At 62.7% G+C, this 19,011-nt stretch carries 18 protein-coding genes, 2 pseudogenes and 2 riboswitches; of the genes and pseudogenes, 8 read left to right on the forward strand and 12 right to left on the reverse strand.

The annotated features are described in order from the left end of the window. The first annotated feature begins 88 nt into the window (after nt 1–88). Nucleotides 89–1,035 (forward strand): IS630 family transposase gene (locus E4O86_RS01455; protein ID WP_246206101.1). Its coding sequence is split into 2 segments (ribosomal slippage): nt 89–425 and nt 425–1,035, totalling 948 coding nucleotides; the frame shifts between segments, so codons are not numbered across the junction. Nucleotides 1,036–1,346: 311 nt separating this feature from the next. Here the strand turns inward: E4O86_RS01455 and E4O86_RS01460 are convergent. From E4O86_RS01460 to E4O86_RS01470, 3 genes are all read right to left on the reverse strand, one after another. After that, nucleotides 1,347–2,045, reverse strand: coding sequence for an amino acid racemase (locus E4O86_RS01460; RefSeq protein ID WP_161138746.1), 699 nt, complete (start codon nt 2,043–2,045; stop codon nt 1,347–1,349). 97 nt (nt 2,046–2,142) lie between these two features. Beyond that, nucleotides 2,143–2,745 carry a LysE family translocator gene (locus tag E4O86_RS01465; protein ID WP_161138747.1) on the reverse strand — a complete coding sequence of 201 codons (603 nt, stop codon included), beginning with the start codon at nt 2,743–2,745 and terminating at the stop codon, nt 2,143–2,145. Next, nucleotides 2,735–3,991, reverse strand: coding sequence for an MFS transporter (locus E4O86_RS01470; protein WP_161138748.1), 1,257 nt, complete (start codon nt 3,989–3,991; stop codon nt 2,735–2,737). The genes E4O86_RS01465 and E4O86_RS01470 overlap by 11 nt, the downstream gene beginning before the upstream one ends. A gap of 158 nt (nt 3,992–4,149) precedes the next feature. Here E4O86_RS01470 and E4O86_RS24000 point away from each other — a divergent pair, with 158 nt between their 5' ends. Together E4O86_RS24000 and E4O86_RS01480 are read left to right on the forward strand one after the other, a co-directional pair. Next, a complete protein-coding gene (locus E4O86_RS24000) occupies nt 4,150–4,623 on the forward strand; it encodes a DUF4865 family protein (protein ID WP_161138749.1) in 474 nt (157 codons plus the stop codon). Beyond that, nucleotides 4,608–5,010, forward strand: a pseudogene (locus E4O86_RS01480) (VOC family protein). Before E4O86_RS24000 ends, E4O86_RS01480 begins: the two are co-directional and overlap by 16 nt. A gap of 109 nt (nt 5,011–5,119) precedes the next feature. On the opposite strand, the gene E4O86_RS01485 reads toward E4O86_RS01480, so the two are convergent. Together E4O86_RS01485 and E4O86_RS01490 are read right to left on the reverse strand one after the other, a co-directional pair. Next, complete coding sequence (locus tag E4O86_RS01485; RefSeq protein WP_161138750.1) at nt 5,120–5,770, reverse strand: LysE family translocator; 651 nt, start codon at nt 5,768–5,770, stop codon at nt 5,120–5,122. Further along, nucleotides 5,760–6,680 carry an NAD(P)-dependent oxidoreductase gene (locus E4O86_RS01490; protein ID WP_161138867.1) on the reverse strand — a complete coding sequence of 307 codons (921 nt, stop codon included), beginning with the start codon at nt 6,678–6,680 and terminating at the stop codon, nt 5,760–5,762. Before E4O86_RS01490 ends, E4O86_RS01485 begins: the two co-directional genes overlap by 11 nt. A 151-nt stretch (nt 6,681–6,831) precedes the next feature. Continuing rightward, nucleotides 6,832–6,961, forward strand: a riboswitch (TPP riboswitch). Nucleotides 6,962–7,057: 96 nt separating this feature from the next. On the opposite strand from E4O86_RS01490, the gene thiC reads away from it, so the two are divergent. Together thiC and E4O86_RS23090 are read left to right on the forward strand one after the other, a co-directional pair. After that, entirely contained in the window at nt 7,058–8,860 is a 1,803-nt protein-coding gene (gene thiC, locus E4O86_RS01495; RefSeq protein WP_161138751.1) for a phosphomethylpyrimidine synthase ThiC, read from the forward strand. A gap of 291 nt (nt 8,861–9,151) precedes the next feature. Further along, nucleotides 9,152–9,385, forward strand: a complete 234-nt coding sequence (locus E4O86_RS23090; protein ID WP_205520601.1) for a hypothetical protein — start codon at nt 9,152–9,154, stop codon at nt 9,383–9,385. Here the strand turns inward: E4O86_RS23090 and E4O86_RS23095 are convergent. Further along, a complete protein-coding gene (locus tag E4O86_RS23095; RefSeq protein ID WP_343039064.1) occupies nt 9,373–9,675 on the reverse strand; it encodes an NUDIX domain-containing protein in 303 nt (100 codons plus the stop codon). The genes E4O86_RS23090 and E4O86_RS23095 overlap by 13 nt on opposite strands. After that, nucleotides 9,643–9,761, reverse strand: a riboswitch (TPP riboswitch). It overlaps the preceding gene by 33 nt. A 55-nt stretch (nt 9,762–9,816) precedes the next feature. Continuing rightward, nucleotides 9,817–10,689, reverse strand: a complete 873-nt coding sequence (locus tag E4O86_RS01505) for a LysR substrate-binding domain-containing protein (protein ID WP_205520605.1) — start codon at nt 10,687–10,689, stop codon at nt 9,817–9,819. 188 nt (nt 10,690–10,877) lie between these two features. Between E4O86_RS01505 and E4O86_RS01510 the strand changes: the two are divergent. Continuing rightward, nucleotides 10,878–11,435, forward strand: a pseudogene (locus E4O86_RS01510) (transposase); the annotation flags it as partial. Nucleotides 11,436–11,634: 199 nt separating this feature from the next. On the opposite strand, the gene E4O86_RS01515 reads toward E4O86_RS01510, so the two are convergent. From E4O86_RS01515 to E4O86_RS01535, 5 genes are read right to left on the reverse strand one after another with little or no spacing between them, the layout of a single operon-like run. Further along, complete coding sequence (locus E4O86_RS01515) at nt 11,635–12,777, reverse strand: CaiB/BaiF CoA transferase family protein (protein WP_161138752.1); 1,143 nt, start codon at nt 12,775–12,777, stop codon at nt 11,635–11,637. A 35-nt stretch (nt 12,778–12,812) separates the two neighbouring features. Further along, a complete protein-coding gene (locus E4O86_RS01520) occupies nt 12,813–13,658 on the reverse strand; it encodes an enoyl-CoA hydratase-related protein (RefSeq protein WP_161138753.1) in 846 nt (281 codons plus the stop codon). 10 nt (nt 13,659–13,668) lie between these two features. After that, a complete protein-coding gene (locus E4O86_RS01525; protein WP_161138754.1) occupies nt 13,669–14,442 on the reverse strand; it encodes an SDR family NAD(P)-dependent oxidoreductase in 774 nt (257 codons plus the stop codon). A 9-nt stretch (nt 14,443–14,451) separates the two neighbouring features. Then, entirely contained in the window at nt 14,452–15,231 is a 780-nt protein-coding gene (locus tag E4O86_RS01530; RefSeq protein WP_161138755.1) for an enoyl-CoA hydratase/isomerase family protein, read from the reverse strand. Further along, entirely contained in the window at nt 15,232–16,422 is a 1,191-nt protein-coding gene (locus E4O86_RS01535; protein ID WP_161138756.1) for a CaiB/BaiF CoA transferase family protein, read from the reverse strand. Nucleotides 16,423–16,742: 320 nt separating this feature from the next. On the opposite strand from E4O86_RS01535, the gene E4O86_RS01540 reads away from it, so the two are divergent. Together E4O86_RS01540 and E4O86_RS01545 are read left to right on the forward strand one after the other, a co-directional pair. Continuing rightward, nucleotides 16,743–18,176, forward strand: a complete 1,434-nt coding sequence (locus E4O86_RS01540) for an aldehyde dehydrogenase family protein (RefSeq protein ID WP_205520606.1) — start codon at nt 16,743–16,745, stop codon at nt 18,174–18,176. A 38-nt stretch (nt 18,177–18,214) separates the two neighbouring features. Further along, complete coding sequence (locus E4O86_RS01545) at nt 18,215–18,973, forward strand: SDR family NAD(P)-dependent oxidoreductase (RefSeq protein ID WP_161138757.1); 759 nt, start codon at nt 18,215–18,217, stop codon at nt 18,971–18,973. Nucleotides 18,974–19,011 lie beyond the last annotated feature (38 nt).

Consider the following 19,011-nt stretch of genomic DNA (forward strand, 5'->3'; position numbering starts at 1 on the left):
TAGAGCGTTACCCGACCTAATTGAATCGGGATTCCCAAATCAGCGCTGAGATGATTCAAGCTGTCTGCCGGATTGGAGGCCGGCGGACATGTCGAAAGCTTTGTCAGTCGATCTTCGGGAACGTGCGGTGGCTGCGGTGCGTGACGGCGCGACGCACCGGGAGGCGGCCAAGCGGTTCGGGGTGAGCGCTGCCAGCGTGAGCCGCTGGCAGGTTCTGGAGCGCGAGCAGGGTGACGTTCGCCCCAAGGCGCTGGGCGGCGACCGCAAGTCGGCTCGAATCGACGCGCACAAGGAAGCCGTCCTCGATGCTCTCGGCCCGGAAGCCGATCGCTCGATCGAGGAGGCTCGCCTGGTGCTGAAGGAACAGGGCCTTGTGTTCAGCTTCGGAGCGCTGCAGCGCTTCTTCAAGCGGCACGCCATCACGCGCAAAAAAAGACCGCGCACGCCGCCGAGCAGGACCGCCCCGACATCGTGAAGCGGCGGCAGGCCTGGTTCGACGGCCAGCTCGATCTCGACCCGGAGCGGCTGGTCTTCATCGATGAAACCTGGGCCTCGACGAACATGGCTCGACGGCATGGCCGATGCGCTCGCGGCGAGCGGCTCAGGGTCGGCGTGCCGCACGGGCACTGGAAGACGACGACCTTCGTCGGCGCGCTCACCCTTCGCGGCTTCATCGCCCCGTGGGTTCTCGACGGCGCCATCAACCGGGCGGCCTTCGAGACCTACGTCGCCAAGGTCCTCGTATCCGAACTCAGACCCGGCGACGTCGTCGTCATGGACAACCTGTCGAGCCACAAGGGGCCGCAGGTGCGGGAGATGATCGAAGCGGCCGGCGCCGAGTTGCGCTACCTGCCGCCCTACAGCCCCGACTTCAACCCGATCGAAAATGCCTTCTCAAAGCTCAAGGCGCTGCTCAGGAAAGCCGCCGAGCGAACCGTCACGGGCCTCTGGAGCGCAATCGGCCGCCTCATCGATCTCTTCCCACCAGCCGAATGCGCCAACTACTTCAAAGCGGCAGGGTATGATGCAACCTGATCGGATTCCGCTCTAAGCCTCATCGATCTCTTCCCACCAGCCGAATGCGCCAACTACTTCAAAGCGGCAGGGTATGATGCAACCTGATCGGATTCCGCTCTAGAATAGGCGCGAAAAGCCATTGGATGACCGTACAAGAAGACCAGAAAACCGGCCTGAGCGATCAATGTGCGGGCGGATCGCTCAAAGCGAGGACATTTCAGGGGAGCACGTCGGATGCTCGAACCGACCCGCCGCTGAGGATGGAGCGAGGTTGGCAGCATCAGCGCCGGCAGATTGCCGACAAAGCTACGGCTCGGGCTTCACAGGAGTCAGGCATCGGCCAACGCCATGGCGACTGCAGCGCGACAGTGAAGTTCCGTCGTGGAAAATGCTGGAAGAGGAGAGTCTTGCGCCGCCAAGAGGAGCGGAATCTCGGTGCAGGCCAAGGCAACGCAGTCTGCACCACGTGCGGCTAGCTCTGAGATGATCCGTTGATACGCTCTTCTCGTTTCATCAAGGAAGCGATTCTGGACCAGTTCCTGATAGATGCTCTCCTGAATAAACCGCTTCTCGTCCTCGTTCGGAATCATCGCGCCGATTCCGTTGTCTGTAAGAATTGCGGGGTAGAAATCACCCTCCATTGTCTTGCGAACCCCAAGAACAGCCGCCGTTTTAAGCCCCTTGGCCTTGATTGCCTCAGCCGTGACCTCGGCAATATGCAGAAAGGGTATGTCGAGCTTGGGCTGAAGCGCGGGTACGAAACGGTGAACATCGTTGCAGGCAATCACGATGAAATTTGCCCCGGCGGCTTGCAGAGCATGCGCCGAACGCTCGATCTGCGCACAGGCAGCCTGTTCGTCCTGCCTGTCGATAACAGCTTCGACATAGTCCTGTCGGTTCACGCTCTCCAGAACAATGCGGGCCGAGTTCACCCCGCCCGCGACGGATTGCGTGATCTCATTGATCCGCTTGTAGTATTCGGCAGTCGACAGCCAACTCAATCCACCGATCATTCCGATTTTCTTCACCGTGATCCTCCTCTTGTCGATCCGCTACCTGCAAGACCAATGGCCACATCGGATCGACATCGATCTTCCCGTGAAGGTGCCAGTCGGTGGAGTTCCCTCACGAAGCGTCCAGCAAGGCCAACCCGACGGACGCCACCAGCATGATTGCGAAAAGGACATTGGCCGCTCGTCCGATTGCGGGATTCGTCAGTACCCTTGAGAAGACCGCGCCGAAGGCGAGCCACACCGTGTTGACGATCACGATGACGAGCGCGAGCGCGGCCAGTTTGTAGACTGCATCGGCCGTGAGGTTATCCGCGACGAGGGTGTGACCCGCATAGACGGCCCCGATCGCGGCAAAGGCCTTCGGATTCGCAATAGCCAGACTGAAGCCCGGTATGAAGGCCGGCGCATGCTCCGAGCGCGGAGCGAGCGGGCCGACGGGCGCGGTGGCGATTTTCCAGGCGAGATAAAGGATATAGATCCCGGCGAGGATCGTCAGCGCCGTGAGAAGGATCGGCTGGGCAAGGACAAGGGCGGTCACGCCTGTGGCGATCATCAGCAGGACAATGGTGGTGCCTGTGATGATGCCAAGAAGGTAGCTGAGGCTGGGGCGGAAACCGAAGGCCGTGCCGAGGCCGGCAAGGCTCATGGTCGCCGGCCCAGGACTTCCCATGAGCGGAAACGCTGCAAGCCAGAGCAGAAGAAGTTCATTCGCCATAGGCGAGGCCGGTGCGGGGCGCCGCACGCTCCTGAACGAGAAGATGTCCGAGGGCGGAGAGGACGCCGAGGGCGATCGCCAGGTACCAAACCTGATCGTAGCTGGCGTAGCGATCAAAGAAGACGCCGCCGAGCCATACCCCGGCGAATCCGCCGAGCTGGTGGCTCAGGAAGACGAAGCCGAACAGGGTTCCCATGGCGCGCGGACCGAACATGGTCAAAACCAGCGCGCTTGTCAGCGGGACGGTCGACAGCCAAAGCCCGCCCATGACGAGCGCGAAGATCATGACCGAGGTCGGCGTCACCGGCAGCGAGATGAAGATGAGGATCGCGAGTGCCCGGAGCGCGTAGATTGCGGCAAGCACATAGGGTTTCGGGAATCTGGTTCCCAGATGCGAGGCGAAAAGCGTGCCGAAGATGTTGGCAAAACCGGCAAGCGCAAGTGCTTGAAGACCCAGCGCACGCAGCTCCGCCGCAGACGCTGTCGAGACACAGAAGTTCTGGACGTAGTTCGGAAGGTGCGCGGTAATGAAGGCGAGGTGAAAGCCGCAGACGAAGAACCCGGCGCTGAGCAGCGTATAGCTGGAATGCCCGAACGCCTTTCCGACTGTCTGCGTGATCGAAGCGCTGTCCGCATCTGCCGTCGTCTGGCTCACATTCGTGTGAAGAAACGGAATGCACAGCGCCATGGGGGCGAGCGCGAAGGTGATGACCAGCAGTGTCATCCGCCAATCAAGCCATTCGACCAGCCAGGATACCAGAAGCGGCAGGACGACCTGTCCGGTGGACCCCATGGCTGAGGTAATACCGAGATAGCGGCCGCGTTTTTCTTCCGGCGCGGCCCGTCCGACCACAGCCAGAACAACTCCGAACGCGGTCCCTGAAATCCCCATGCCGACCAGTACGCCAGCGCCGACATGCTGGGCCAACGGCGTGGTGCCGACAACGCAGACCAGCATGCCGGCGACATAGCAGATAAATCCGAGCCACAAGGCGCGCCGGTCGCCGAACTTGTCGGCGATGATCCCGAAGCCCGGCTGCGCAAGGCCCCAGACCAGGTTCTGAATTGCGATCGAAAGCGAGAATACCTCGATCCTGCCGTCAAACAGGTCGTTTGACAGAGGCTGGACAATGCCGCCGAAGACCGCACGCACGCCGAAGGCCAACGCAAGCACGACACTGCCGGCAAGCACGATGGTCAAGCCGCCACGATGGTCACTGCCGATTGTCGTTGAATTCGCGGTCATCTCGCGCCCGCCTTCTCACACTTCGTTGTTGAGCCGCGGTTGCGGGCTGATCCGCGCAGGGGATTGGCGTCGAAGCTAGCAGCGCCATACACTTTTTAATAACGAGTATTGCTGAAATGAGGATTTCGTTTTTGTGAAGTTATGCCGATTTTCCAATCGTGCGGGAGATAGGCTGCCTCGGGCCGTCGCTAACCGAGTACTCCTCGCTCTATCTCTGGCGTGAGAAAGACGCTTTTCGGAGGTTTCTGAGCGATGGTGGATTTGACGTCGTGACCCGGTCATTCGGTCGTTCGTCAATACGTACCTACGTCGCATTGGAGGCCCGGCGCGGCGCCGGTACGGCCCCGAAGTTTCTTTCGACGAGAGAGAGCGAGATTCCGGTGGACGCCGATCTGACGGCAGCCCTGGCAGCCGAGGGGGTGTGGTGCCGCGAGGCAGCTTCGGACCGTGGTACCGTGGCGGCGACGGTAGGGATGGACACTCGGTCTTGGCGGATGGTTCGCCTCTTGATTCGTCCTGACAACAAACAAGGGGAGGTAGGATTGCCTGTAGCCGTCCGGCACGAAAGGCTGTGGAGCCGACTGGCAAGGTTCGGGATCGCGATGAGGACAAGCGCATGTTCAGCCACATAACGCTCGGAACCAATGACATTGAACGTGCGGCCATCTTTTACGATGCAGTGCTCGCGCCGCTCGGGTTGCGACAACGCGCCATTGATCCTGACGGAGGACCGGAGGCGCGTTGCTGGATTGCTGAAGCGCGTCAATTGCCTCGCTTTTTACATCTATACGCCGTTTGACGGAGCACCAGCGACTGCGGGCAATGGAATGATGGTTGCCTTTGAAGCACCATCCAACGCGGCCGTCGACAGGGCATATGAAGCAGGGTTGTCTTCGGGCGGAGTGGATGCCGGAAAGCCGGGCCTCCGGCTGCATTATGGCGATGGATATTGCGGCGCATATCTCCGCGATCCCGATGGCAACAAAGTGCACGTCGTTCATCGGGGGGATCCGCGATGACCGATGACTCGCCGGTCCGGACGTCACGCTTCAAGGCGCTGCCGATGAAAGCGGGCCATGACGATATGTTGAGGCCAGAGGCGATGAAGCCGCGGTACCACGGTGGCGACTACCAGCTAGACCGATAGGTCAGGATCTTGAATGCGGCGGCGCCGAATAAAGCGCCAAGCAAGCCATCGATCGGGCGTCGGACCCGGAGGTAGAAACGCGAGGCGGCCTGCGTGGAGAACAGAAAGGCGTAGCCGACGAAGACCGTCACGGCAACGATAGCGCAAAGCAGAATGGCGATCATCAGGAATGCGGCGGGTGCCGTTTCGCCGACACCAACGGACAGGGTCGCCAGCCAGACCAGGGGCGCCTTGGGATTTGTCAGATGCAGCAACAGCCCCTGCGCGAAGCAACGCCTCAGGCTGCCCGTTCCTGCCGATCCTGGTGCGGCTGTCGTGCCCGCTGTGAAGGCCGAACGCCATGACCTGGCGGCGAGGAAGATCAGGTAGAGGCCTCCGGCCAGTTTCAGTGCCATGAAAAGCCCGGCGGATGCCTGGAGCGCCGCCACAAATCCCCATGCCGCGATGGAGGCCCATGCCATAGACCCCAGAACCACGCCAAAAGACAGAGCGACGGCCGGCGCGCGTCCTCTTGCCATGGCGGTTCCCAGGATCATCAGTGTCGCGGGGCCTGGGCTGGCAACACCGACAGTGAAAATCACCAGAATGGCGACGAGGTTCGGAAGATGGTCCCAAAGCGCATCAGGCGTCATGGGACGGAATTCCGGTGCCAGCCGATGCGCGTTCGGTTCGTGCCTCGATCGCGCGGAGAACTGATATCATGTCGTCTTCCGCGAACCCAAGGTCTTCGGTCTCGCTGTAGAGGGACAGGCAGGCTTCCATCAGCGGGGAGGCGATACCGGCATGACGGGCGGCCTCGACCACGAGACGGTTGTTCTTCTGCACGTCCGATATCCCCGCTTGGCGGCTGAAGTCGTGCTGCGCGAGCTTTCCGATCTTGACCCGGGAGACGTCGCTCGCCATGGGGCCCGCGTTCAGAATGTCTGAGAAAAGGCTCATGTCGAGGTCATGTCGCTCAGCGAAATGGGCAGCCTCGGCCAGGCCCGTGACCATCGTGATCAGGAAGGTGTTGATCGCGAGTTTCATGTGGAGAGCGGCGGGCACCGCGCCGCAGTCAAAGATCTCCTTGCAGACCGGGGCGAGGATCGCCCGCAGACGCGCGATATCCTCCGGCTCGCCGGCGAGCATGCCGACCAGTTGTCCGGCTTCGGCCGGCTTGCGCGAGCCCGAGACCGGCGCTTCGACGTAGCGCCCTCCGGCGGAGCGGATGTCGTCGGCTAGATGCTTCGAATAGTCGGCCGATACGGTGCCCATGGAGATGATGGTGTGGTCGGCGACGCGGGCTGCGAAGTGCTGGCTGCGACGGCAAAGCACCGCGTCGGTCGCGACATCGTTTTCCAGCATGAGGATGATCGTTTCGCATCTCGCGAACAGTTCCGCAGCGCCAGGGGCAATCGTCGCACCTGCCTGTTCCAGCGGCGCGCAACGGTCCCTTGTCCGGTTCCAGACGACAAGGGGCGTTCCCGCCCGGACAACGTTCATCGCCATAGGCGCGCCCATCGTGCCAAGACCGATGAAACCGACGGGTGAATCCGGAGGCATGTTCGCAATTCCGATTGCCGCTATCACAAGCCTACACGCCGCTCCCTCTTTGGAAAAATGAATGTTCATCGATTGTCAGTTCAAGAAAACGGGTATGTTTCCTGCCTTCTTTCCGGCAGTTGACAAGGGCCGGACCGGGTCGCAGTCTTTGCGCATTCACCCGGGGGGTCCCGACAAGGGGCTGAGATACTGATCGCCGGTCCGGCAGGTCCGCGCAGCGCAGTGACCCGATGAACCTGATCCAGTTCATACTGGCGTAGGGATGGTGCACCCGCTGCGGCCAGGGCCAAATCGCCTCGGCGCAACTCACGCAGCTCCTCTCCATTCATTACGGCGAACTGGGTCTCCTACGCATCGAGCACTGGAGGCTCCGACCGATGAAGGACCTTTCTCCCACCGTCACCACGGGACCGCTGCCCGCGTCACGTCGCGTGTGGCACCGAGGAGCGCTGCATCCCGATATCCGCGTGCCCATGCGCGAGATCGATCTGCATCCGACAGCGGGCGAACCGCCCGTCACCGTGTATGACAGTTCCGGCCCCTATACCGATCCCGGGATCGAAATCGCCATCGAACGTGGCATTTTGCGCCTTCGTGAGGCCTGGATTGACGCGCGGGGCGACACGGAGCCGTACGAAGGCCGCCATGTGAAGCCCGAGGACAACGGCTTTGCCGAGGGCACGCGTTTGACGCCGGAATTCCCGGTGTGGAACCAACCGCGGCGGGCGAAGAACGGCCGCGCCGTCACCCAGATGGCCTATGCCCGGGCCGGGATCGTCACGCCCGAAATGGAATTCGTCGCCATCCGCGAGAACCTCGGTCGGCAGGCGGCAAAGACGGCGCTCGAACGCGATGGCGAAGCCTTCGGTGCCGAAATCCCTGATTTCATCACCCCGGAATTCGTGCGCGACGAGGTGGCGAAGGGTCGTGCGATCATCCCGGCCAACATCAACCATCCCGAGGCCGAACCGATGGCGATCGGCCGCAGTTTCCTCGTCAAGATCAACGCCAATATCGGCAACTCGGCCGTGACCTCGTCGATGGCCGAGGAAGTGGAGAAGATGGTCTGGGCGATCCGCTGGGGCGCGGACACGGTGATGGACCTGTCCACCGGCCGCAACATCCACAATATCCGCGACTGGATCATCCGCAATTCCCCGGTGCCCATCGGCACGGTGCCGCTTTATCAGGCGCTGGAAAAGGTTGGCGGCGTCGCCGAGGAGCTCTCCTGGGAGGTCTTTCGCGACACGCTGATCGAGCAGGCCGAACAGGGCGTCGACTACTTCACCATCCATGCCGGCTTGAGGCTGCACATGATCCCGATGACCGTCGACCGGGTGACGGGCATCGTCTCCCGCGGCGGCTCGATCATGGCCAAATGGTGCCTGCACCACCACCGCGAAAGCTTTCTTTACGAGCATTTCGATGAGATCTGCGACATCGCCCGCGCCTATGACGTCAGCTTCTCGCTTGGTGACGGGCTGCGGCCCGGCTCCATCGCCGATGCCAATGACGAGGCGCAGTTCGCCGAACTCGAAACGCTCGGGGAGCTGACGCAGATCGCCTGGGCCAAGGATTGCCAGGTGATGATCGAAGGCCCCGGCCACGTGCCGATGCACAAGATCAAGGCCAACATGGAGAAGCAGCTCGCGGTCTGCGGCGAGGCGCCGTTCTATACCCTCGGGCCGCTGACGACCGACATCGCGCCGGGCTACGACCACATCACCTCCGGCATCGGCGCGGCGATGATCGGCTGGTTCGGCACGGCGATGCTCTGCTACGTGACGCCCAAGGAGCACCTGGGCCTGCCCGACCGCGACGACGTCAAGACGGGCGTCATCACCTACAAGATCGCGGGCCACGCCGCCGATCTCGCCAAGGGCCACCCGGCGGCGCAGATCCGTGACGATGCGCTCTCCCGGGCGCGGTTCGAATTCCGCTGGGAAGACCAGTTCAACCTTTCGCTCGATCCGGACACGGCGCGCGCGATGCACGACGAGACCTTGCCGAAGGAGGCGCACAAGGTGGCGCATTTCTGTTCGATGTGCGGGCCGAAATTCTGCTCGATGCGCATCTCTCACGACATCCGCGCAGAGGCCCAGAAGGAGGGCATGGCGGCGATGGCCGAGAAATTCCGCGAGGGCGGAGACCTCTATATGCCGCTGGAGGATGTGCGATGACCGAGGCCCCCGGACACTTGCTTGCTGCGCTCAGGGCCGAGCCGCCGCTGGTGCAATGCATCACCAATTACGTCGCCATGGACTCCATATCGGGCAGGGCGACATGAGTGCCGCCGAGGCGCGAGCGCTGATCGGGCCGGCGCTTGTATGAACGATGGGCCGATGGGGGAGCCGCGCTATCGCTCATTGGTGAAGTGCACACAACGGCTCGCGCACCGCGGCGACCGCATCCGCATCGAGCAGGGCGTGCCCGCTCGGTGCCGGCAATGGTCAGAATATTGGCGATCATGATTGACCGTCCTTCTGCTTGGCGATGTCGGCCGCCAGACGGGCAACTTTGGCGACGTCGAGGCTGAGGGCGAGACGGGCATCGTCCAGTTCATCGAGACGAAACCACTGCGCCTCGAGGGCGTCGTCGCCCGCGACGGGATCCCCCGGCAATCCAATCGCAGAAAACCGCGATCAGGACGAAATGCCGGTGAAGCCGGCCGTTTTCGTCGCGATCGAGCGCATCAACCGCCGTGAAGACGCGGCGCGCTTGCCCGCGGATCCCCCGTTTCCTCGAAGAGTTCCCGGACGGCGGCCGTTTCTATTGGCTCGCCGGCTTCGATCTTGCCGCCCGGAAACCCCCACCTGCCGGCATCCGGCGGATTGGCCCGACGCACCAGGAGAATCCTTTCTTCATGGAAGACGGCGGCAATCGTGGCGGCGACAGGATGAGTGGCTGAAACGTGTTCCGTCGTTGCGGGCATAGCGGCCCCTCTAGCGAGGCCGGCAAAGGCGCGAGGCTGTGAAACCTGTCCCTTCGCCGGCATGATCCGGATCAGGTTCAAAGGGTCACTGTGCTGCCGTTCGGCTAACAGTATCTCAGCCCCTTGGCGGGGCACCCCTCGGTAGTGCGAGCTATAACAGACGCGATCCGATGACGCAGCACCAGGTTCTTCGGTCCGTGCGCCTCAACTCGGAGCGACCAGGCCGATCGTTTCTCGACGCAGCGCCTCACACAAATCGTTCGCGGCGGGCGTCGCGTTTTGCGATCTGAGCAATCTCAGTTCGATCGCCGGGAGTCTTGGCAGGTCGAGCTCATCGTCCGCGCAAACGATATCGTCCGGCACACCATGTCCGGTACGCACGGCGATGCCCAGTTTCGAACGCAACGCACCCCAGATGCCGGGCAGGCTTGGCGTCGTTACCGCCACTCGCCAGCGCCTGTCCACCCGGTCGAGTGTTGCAAGTGTCGCCTGCCGAAACAGACAGGGATGATCGAACATCACCAGCGGAACCCTGTCATGCGCCGTCTGATCGCCAAACGCTTTGTGCATAAGCCACTGCATCGGCAGCTTGCAGAGTCGCTCTCCCTCGCCGCCGGCAACTTCCGGGAAAAAGACAATCGCGCCGTCAAGTCGTCCGGCCTGAATCTCTTCACCCAAAGTGTGGTTCGGACCGGCGCGCACCTCGACATGAACCTGAGGATGATCGTGGGCAAATGCCGACAGCGTGGCAGGCATGACGTCGTCGAAGAAGTCCTGTGGAAGGCCGAGACGCACCGTCTCCGATGTCACGGCCGCGCCCAACGCCCGTGCGGCTTCGTCATTGAGGGCAACGATCCGACGGGCATAGGCAGCCAGAGCCTCGCCGGCTTCGGTCGGAACCAGGCCTCGGCCTTTCCGGACAAAGAGTTGAGTGCCGGCCTGTTGTTCGAGCTTCTTGAGCTGCATGCTGATCGCTGATTGCGATCGTCCGAGCTCCACGGCCGCTCGTGCAAAACTGCGCAACTCGATTCCGGCCACCACCGCACGCAGGGCATCGATATCGAAGGCTGGGTTCACTTCTCGATCCCTAAAACGAAACTTCACACCTATTCGTTATTCGAAAGTGTAAGGCGCTGCTAGTCTCAACGTCAATCCCGGTCAGCGGGATTGCGCCTGCGCGATCTTCGTGCACGCACCCACTGACCTGCCACTGAGTTTTTCCTTCAGAAGCGAATAGGGTCCGGCCCGAGGGAAGGGACGGACGGATGAAGCGGAAGCGGTTCACGGAAGAGCAGATCATCGCAGTTCTGCGCGAGCACGAGGCGGGGCGAAGACGGGGACCTCGCCCGCAGGCACGGGGTCTCCAAGGCCACTGTATAATTGGCGCTCGAGGAGGAGAACACGAAGCTGAAGAAGCTCCTCGCCGAGCAGATGCTCGATGCGGCCGCACTCCGGGAGCTTCTTTCAAAAAAATGGTAGGGCCCGCCGCCAGGCGCGAAGCCGTCGCTCACCTGCAGGCCGTGATGGATCTGTCGGAGCGTCGGGCCTGCCGCATCGTCGGCGCCGATCGCAGGATGATCCGCTACCGCTTGCGCCGTCCCGACGAGGCCGGGCTCCGCGGCCGGCTGCGCGAGCTCGCCAACGAGCGCCGACGCTTCGGCTACCGTAGGCTGTTCATCCTGCTGAGGCGCGAAGGCGAACCGTCGGGCATCAACCGGATCTGCCGTCTCTATCGCGAGGAGGCCTCACTCGGCCTTGGGCTACGCCACCTCGGCCGAGTTCGCCACCACCATCGCCGCAATCGGCACCGACGCTCCGCCGGATGAAAGCTCGGCGACGGCGCCGATTGCTCATGCCGCGCCGAATGGTGCGTCAACAGCCGAGACTCCAGCCGCCGCTGGATCAAGGTTCAAGGGCAGGTCAGCAGGTCACATAGGTCAAGCTATGCTTGTGCCCAATTCAGGATCTACGGGTATCAACACGCGTCCCTTCAGAGCTCATGCCCGGCGCCGAGTGCGTCTGTCAATTCGCCCTTACGACGCCGCTTGCCATCAGCCGGTCGATCGTCTCGGCGCTCAAACCGAGCGACAGGAGGATCTCTTGCGTGTGTTCACCAGGTCTGGGCGCGCTTTTCGCCCGACCTTGCGTACGCGAAAAGCGCGGGGCGGGGGCGGGATGCGGCACGCCGGAGACGTCGACATATCCGGACCGCGCCACCATTTGCGGATGCGATCGGGCTTCGCTCATGTCGAGAACCGGCGCAAAGCAGACGTCGCTTCCCTCCAGCAGGTCGATCCATTCCTGCCGCGTTCGCTGCCGAAAAATATCTGCGAGCGCTTCTCGCGCCTCGGGCCAGGCCGACCGATCGAACTGGCTTGATAAGAACCTGGCGTCAAAGCCGATCTTCTCCTGCAGGAGACGGAAGAATTTCGGCTCGATCGACCCTATGGTGATGAATTTCCCATCGGCGGTTTCATAGACATGGTAGTAGGGCGCGCCGCCATCGACCTGGTTGCTTCCCTTCTCGCGCCAGAGCCCGGCATTGTGCATGGCGATGGCGGAGCCGAAAAGCAGGTTAGCGCCGTCCAACATGGCCGCGTCGATTATTTGACCGATTCCCGATCGGGACGTCTCCAGCAGCGCGGCGGTGATGCCCAGCGCTACCAACATACCGCCGCCGCCATAGTCGCCGACCAGGTTGAGGGGGATGACCGGTTTCTGGCCTGCCGGTCCGATCGCATCCAGCAATCCGATCAATGCTATGTAGTTGAGGTCGTGCCCGGCCGCACCGGCAAGGGGGCCGGTCTGCCCCCAGCCGGTGATCCGCAGATAATTCAGCCGCGCGTTCTTCTCGAGGCATGCATCCGGCCCGATGCCCAACCTTTCGGCGACACCCGGTCGGTAAGGATCGATCAGGGCATCGGCTGTCTCCACAAGCCTGAAGAAGCAATCGCGGCCATCATCCGATTTCAGATCAAAGACGACCGAACGCCGGCTGCGCCCGTGGACGTCGTAGCGCGCGTCCTCGAAGCGGGGCGGCTCAGTGCCGTTCGCCCTCTCGACACGAATGACGTCGGCGCCCATGTCGCCGAGCATCATCGCACCCATTGGCCCTGGTCCGAATCCAGCCAGTTCGATGATTCGAAAACCCGTCAGCGGTCCCATCCGCAGTCCTCGCAATTGTCTGGATCGCTTCGGACCTATTTGGGTTCCGGCCAGAAGGCTGGCGGCCGCTTTTCGAAGAAGGCGCGCTGGGCTTCGCGAGCTTCTTCGCTCTCGACGAAATTGGGGGAAATCAAATGAGCGTAGCGCCGCACATCACCCGCCATCTCGTCGATCTCAAGGTCGAAGACCGCCTTCAGGATGCGCACGCAAGTCGGGCTGCCGTCCAGCACGTAGTCGCACCATTTGAGAACTTCCGCCTCGTGCTGGTCAAGAGGAACGACGGCGTTGACGAGGCCCCATTCAAGCGCCTGCTGGGCGCTGATCCGCCTGCGGGTAAGCCACATCTCTCTGGCGCGCTTGGCGCCAATGACGCGAACGAGATAGCGCACCATGTAGCCATCGGCCGGACTCCCGTGCCGGGACCCGATCTGTCCGAACACCGCGTTGTCGGCCGCGATCGTCAGGTCGCATGTATAGGCGAGATGGTTGCCGCCGCCGATCGCGTAGCCGCGGACAGCCGCAATCACGGGCTTCGATGAAAAGCGTACGACATGGTTTGGCGGCACGTCGAAGAACCAGTCGGCAGTCGTTCGCTCGCCTTCCCACTTCACGTCGCCGCCGCTGCAGAATGCACGATCGCCGCTGCCCTGAAGCACGACCACGCCCACGCTTGGATCGCGGTTCGCAACGTCGACCGCGATCATCAACTCCTTCATGGTGAAGGAGGTAACCGCATTCAGCACCTGAGGACGATTGATCGTGATGCGCGCTACCGACCCGCCGATGGACCGGGTGCAGCGTTCGTAGAGGACTTCCTTCAGTTCGGGCAAGCCAACCGGCACTTCCCAATCCGACCACGTCACTTTTGCAATTTCTGCCATTTCATCTCTCCTAGATGGTCAGAAAGCCGCCATTGACCGCCAGTGTCTGCCCCGTGATGAACTCAGCCTGATCGCTGCAGAGAAACGTGACCGCATGTGAGACGTCGCTTCCCTTCCCGACCCGGCCCACCGGATAGGCGCGAACGATCTTCGCCATCATCTCCGGCGGGCGGTCACGCGCGTTCTGCATGCTTTCGGCTCCGATATCCTCAGGGGACTGCGGGACGATCATGGCCGGCGCGATGGAATTCACCGTGATGCCGAATTTGCCGACTTCCTGCGCCAATGTGCGGGCGAAGCTCAGGAGGCCACCCTTGGCGGCCGAATAGACCGCCTGGCCCCGCTGGCCGCCACGGGCGGCGTCGGACGAGATGTAGACGATGCGCCCGTATTTGCGCTCGACCATGATGGGCAGCACAAGCCGCGTGAGAGCGATCGGCACGTGAAGATTGAGCTGGAGCTCAAACTCCGTTTCCGCAGGTTTCTTTTCCATGAACGGCAGGGTGTTGACCCATCCTGCATTGCTGACCAGAAGGTCTATCCCCTTGCCCCGGGCCTTCAACGCGTCGACGGCCCGCGCCAGCGCGGCTTCGTCCATCAGATCGAAGGCGATATAGGACATCCGGTCGGGATGGACCGAGGCCGTCCGCGCTGCCTGATCGCCATCCCGGTCAAAGATGACCACGTCGGCACCGGCCTCGGCCAGCGTGATGGCGATGGAACGCCCGATGTTCGATGCACCGCCCGTTACCACGGCGGTCCGGCCGCTGAGATCTATGTTCATGGCGCGCCCCTATGCCCGCTTCTCGGCAAAATGGGCGACACCCTTGTCCATGGCGTCGGAGGCGTTGCGGTAGCGATATTGCGTCCACCGCTCGAGCCAGAGGCCTTCGCGAAGCGGCAATTCCAGCCCACGACGGACCAGTTCCTTGGTCATCGCGAGCGCCTTTGCGTCGGTTTTTGCCAAGGACCGGGCCAACTCCAGAGCCTTGTCTTCCACCTGGTCGGTGGGAACGGCGGCGCAGGCGAGTCCGTATTCCGCCGCCTGGCGCCCGGTCATCCTCGCGCCGCTGAGGAGATGATAGAGGCCCCGCGCCAGCCCGATCTTGCGGGGCAGCCGCTGCGTGCCGCCACCGCCGGCGATCAGATTGCGGCGGATGTGCTCGTCGCCCATCTCGGCGCTCTCGGAGACGACCAGCATGTCGCAGGCGAGAGCTAATTCGAGACCGCCGGCCAACGCGAAGCCCTGGATGGCGCCTACGGCCACCTGAGGCGCTGCCTCGAGCGAATTGCACAGATCGGCCAGATCATCCTGGAAAGCCAGATGGGCATGGTGGTCGGCGAGCGTTCCCTCGTTCAGCCACTTCAAATCCGCGCCCGCGCAGAAGGCTCTGCCGGTAGCCTTGACCACGATGACCTTGATCGTTTCATCGGCGGCGGTCTCGCGGACGGTCTCAAGCAGCCGCCGGGTCAGTTCGCCATCGAGGGCATTGAGCCGATCCGGCCTGTTCAGCGTCAGACACCGCACGCCGGGCGAATTGTCGTCTACGATAAGTATTTCAGAATTTGCCATTCACATCTCCTGTGGGACACGGCTCATCACCGCCCGAATCATGTCAGGTGAGCAGTCGTGCTCACGCAGCACTTCTTCGGTGTGCTCACCGAGCCGCGGCGGCAACCGGCGGATCGAAGCCGGCGAGTCGGATAGGGTCAGGGGCAGGCCCGCCATGCGCAACATGCCTTCCGTCGGGTGCTGATGCAGCGACCAGAAATTGACGCTGTTGAGATGCGGGTCGTCGACAAGATCCTTGATCGAATTGACGAATCCGATCGGGACATCGAGCCCGCCAAGCAGATCGAGCCACTCCTTGCTCGTCCGTCCTACGAGCTCCTCCTTCACCATGCTCCAGATGACGTCGGCATTCTCCTGCCGTCCCCGGAAGGTCGCGAAGCGCCGGTCGGTCAGAAGATCGTTCCGGCCTATGGCTGTGAGGAACCGCTCCCAGTGGGCGTCGGTATGAGGGAGGAACGCGAGATAGCCATCCTTCGTCCTGAACGGGCGCCGCGTGGCGTTGGCGATGGTCGGATAACCGAACCCGCCCTCGAAGGGCTCGAATGACCCGCCCCAGAGGTGCTCGATGACGTTGAAGGACGCCATGGTTTCGAACATGGGGACGTCGACGCGCTGGCCACGGCCTGTCGCGAGCTTGTGATAGAGAGCGAGGGCGACAGCATAGGCCGCATGCACGCCCGTCAGCTTGTCGGCGATGATCGCCGGTATGTATCGGGGCTCTCCGCCGATGGCCGATTGCAGCGCAGCCAATCCTGACAGGCCCTGGATAATGTCGTCATAGGCCGGCTTTCCCGCGTAGGCACCCTCGTCGGAAAAGCCCTTCACGTGGCAATAGACGATGTTCTCGTTGATCTTCCTGACGGAGTCGTAGTCGAGCTGCGAGTTCTGGGCCGCCCTGGTGCGGATCGAGTGAATGAAGACATCCGCCCCCTGGAGCAGCTTGACCAGAGCGGCGTGCCCCTCCGGCTGGCGCAGATCAAGCACCACGCTTCGCTTGTTCCGGTTGCAGGACAGGAACAGGGCGGACATCTTGTCCGAACGCCGCGGGCCTTGCACGCGGGTGACGTCGCCTTCCGGGGCCTCGACCTTTATTACGTCAGCGCCCATGTCGCCGAGATACTGGCCTGCCAACGGCCCGAGAACGATCGATGCGATCTCGACGATTTTGATGCCGGCGAGCGGACCAGTCATTTCAGAAGGACTCTCCCTGTGTGGGGGATGCGAGCTCGCATCCGCATATTAAATCCGAAACTGGATGCAAAACGGATCTTTGTCAACTTGCAATGCGCTTTCGCATAACCCCCTGATATCAATGACTTAGGCGTAGCGACGGCTGCGGGACCATCGCCTCCATCGTCGCTTTCGGCCGATTTTACACGCGACAGATATTTACACAAATGCGCTCCCTGTGTAGAACGATATGCAAGAAGAAATGAACCGCAGACCAATTGCGGGCCGCGGGTTCAGGCGGTTGCGTCGCATCCCTCGTCGGGGTGCGGGGGAGGTTGTTGATGGACGGTTTGTCGACCCTGCCCGGGTTCGGGCGCGCGCGCATGACGTTCGGAGGGCGACCCGTCGACGCGCCGACGACATTCGGCGTCGTCAATCCCGCCACCGGCATCGAATTCACCTCCGTGCCCGACTGCTCGCCGGAGCAGTTGGAGGAGTGCATCGGCACGGCGTTGTCCGGTTTTGCGACCTGGAGCCGTCGGCCCATCGCTGAACGGCGTCACGCACTCAGGCGCATGGCGGACATACTGAGCGAGAACGCGGATTTTCTGGCTACCCTCGTCACCCTGGAGCAGGGCAAGCCACTGCCGGCCTCGGCGCGCGAGATCGCGGACACGGCCGCAAGCCTCCGGGCAGCCGCGGAAATAGAACTCGACGATGAAATCATCCAGGACGACGACCGTTATCGCGTGCGCGTGCAATATCGGCCGCTCGGTCCGGTGGCGATCATCACGCCCTGGAACTATCCGGTCTTTCTGATGGGAATGCCGCTGGGGCCAGCCTTGCTGGCTGGCAACAGCGTGATCGTGAAGCCGTCTCCCTTCACGCCGGTAGCCACGCTCGAAGCATGCCGCCTGATGTCGGCGGCGCTGCCGGAAGGTGTGCTCAGCGCCGTCTCGGGCGGCAATGATCTCGGTTCACGGCTGACCTCCCATCCCGGCATCCGCAAGATCAGCTTCACCGGCTCCGTCGCGACGGGGCGCAAGGTCGCGCACGCCGCGGTCTCAGACTTCAAGCGCTTCACGCTCGAACTGGGCGGCAACGACGCGGCTATCCTGCTCGACGATGTCGATCTTTCGCTGGTGGGGAAGGGCGTCTTCTGGGGCGCATTTACCAATTGCGGCCAGATCTGCGCAGGCATCAAGCGGCTCTTCGTGCCCGATCAGCTTCATGATGCCGTCGTTGACGAACTGGTCGCGCGCACCGCCCGCGTGAGGATCGGCGACGGTATGGTTGCGGGTATGCACCTGGGTCCGATCAACAACGAGCCCCAGTTGCGGCGCGTGGCGGAACTGGTCGATGACGCGATCGCCCAGGGCGCGAAGGTTGTCACCGGCGCTGCCGGTACGAACGGGCCGGGCTACTTCTATCCCCTGACGATCCTGACGGATTGCACCGACGATATGCGCATCGTGCGGGAAGAGCAGTTTGGCCCGGTGCTGCCCATTCTTCGCTACCAGTCCGTGGACGAAGCCGTCACCCGGGCGAATGCCACCGAGTTCGGCCTCAGCGGCTCCGTATGGGGCAGGGACATAGCGCGCGCGGAAGATGTCGCCGGGCGACTCGATTGCGGCACCGCCTACGTCAACGCTCACCTGGCCCTCGAGCCCCACATCCCCTTTGGTGGACACAAGGCCAGCGGAATTGGCGTTTCCAACGGGCGCTGGGGTCTTGCCGAATTCACGAACCTCACAGTGAGACAGACCGCGCGCTAGTGGCCGGTTTGCATCCCCGACAAGATCAAGGACGCTCCATGGACATCGACGGCAAGGTTATCCTGATCACGGGAGCGGCGCGCGGGATAGGCCAGGCTTGCGCGCAGATATTCGCGGCAGCCGGCGCGAAGGTGGTGGCGGCCGACCTCAACGATTGCGCGGAGACCGTCGCGCTGGGAAGGGACGGGCCGGGCAGCATCATTGCGGCGCACCTTGACGTGACCGATGCGCAGTCCGCGCAGGAAGCGGTGGCCGTTGCGGTCTCGCATTTCAGCCGCCTCGACGCGCTCGTCAACAATGCAGCGCTCTATGGCGGCCTGAAGAGCAGCCGGTTCGAGAACCTTAGAGAGGCGGACTGGGATGCGGCGATGACGGTCAACGTCAAGGGCATCTGGAACTGCTGCAAGGCGGCAGTACCCGAAATGCGCAAGGCCGGTGGCGGAAGCATCATCAACATCTCGTCGATGTCGGCCACCTACGGCACGCCGTTCATGCTGCATTATGTGACATCGAAATCCGCCGTCCTCGGCATGACGCGCGGCCTGGCCCGCGAGCTGGGCCGCGACAACATCCGTGTGAACACCGTCGCGCCAACTGCGGTGACGACCGAAGGCACCAAGGAATTCTTCGGCGACAAGTCCGACCGCGCGCTGGAGCAGGTCAAGACGATCCAGGCGCTGCAGGGAAATCTCGATCCGAGCGACCTCGCCGGCACGATTGGCTGGCTCATTGGCGACGGCAGCAGGTTCGTCACCGGGCAGACGATCTCGGTCGACGGGGGAGCGGTCATGCTGTGACGAGCGCGGGAGGGAGGAGGCCCATGCGAGACATTTCA

The organism is Propylenella binzhouense, assembly GCF_009866965.1.
Classification (GTDB): domain Bacteria; phylum Pseudomonadota; class Alphaproteobacteria; order Rhizobiales; family Afifellaceae; genus Propylenella; species Propylenella binzhouense.

What these genes read in the sequence shown, in the direction of transcription:
- E4O86_RS01545 (WP_161138757.1), top strand. Translation starts at nt 18,215, where the DNA reads ATGGACATCGACGGCAAGGTTATCCTGATCACGGGAGCGGCGCGCGGG.
- E4O86_RS01525 (WP_161138754.1), bottom strand. Translation starts at nt 14,442, where the DNA reads ATGAACATAGATCTCAGCGGCCGGACCGCCGTGGTAACGGGCGGTGCA.
- E4O86_RS01515 (WP_161138752.1), bottom strand. Translation starts at nt 12,777, where the DNA reads ATGGGACCGCTGACGGGTTTTCGAATCATCGAACTGGCTGGATTCGGA.
- E4O86_RS01470 (WP_161138748.1), bottom strand. Translation starts at nt 3,991, where the DNA reads ATGACCGCGAATTCAACGACAATCGGCAGTGACCATCGTGGCGGCTTG.
- thiC (WP_161138751.1), top strand. Translation starts at nt 7,058, where the DNA reads ATGAAGGACCTTTCTCCCACCGTCACCACGGGACCGCTGCCCGCGTCA.
- E4O86_RS01520 (WP_161138753.1), bottom strand. Translation starts at nt 13,658, where the DNA reads ATGGCAGAAATTGCAAAAGTGACGTGGTCGGATTGGGAAGTGCCGGTT.
- E4O86_RS01465 (WP_161138747.1), bottom strand. Translation starts at nt 2,745, where the DNA reads ATGGCGAATGAACTTCTTCTGCTCTGGCTTGCAGCGTTTCCGCTCATG.
- E4O86_RS01535 (WP_161138756.1), bottom strand. Translation starts at nt 16,422, where the DNA reads ATGACTGGTCCGCTCGCCGGCATCAAAATCGTCGAGATCGCATCGATC.
- E4O86_RS01540 (WP_205520606.1), top strand. Translation starts at nt 16,743, where the DNA reads ATGGACGGTTTGTCGACCCTGCCCGGGTTCGGGCGCGCGCGCATGACG.
- E4O86_RS01490 (WP_161138867.1), bottom strand. Translation starts at nt 6,680, where the DNA reads ATGCCTCCGGATTCACCCGTCGGTTTCATCGGTCTTGGCACGATGGGC.
- E4O86_RS01485 (WP_161138750.1), bottom strand. Translation starts at nt 5,770, where the DNA reads ATGACGCCTGATGCGCTTTGGGACCATCTTCCGAACCTCGTCGCCATT.
- E4O86_RS23095 (WP_343039064.1), bottom strand. Translation starts at nt 9,675, where the DNA reads ATGCCGGCGAAGGGACAGGTTTCACAGCCTCGCGCCTTTGCCGGCCTC.
- E4O86_RS01530 (WP_161138755.1), bottom strand. Translation starts at nt 15,231, where the DNA reads ATGGCAAATTCTGAAATACTTATCGTAGACGACAATTCGCCCGGCGTG.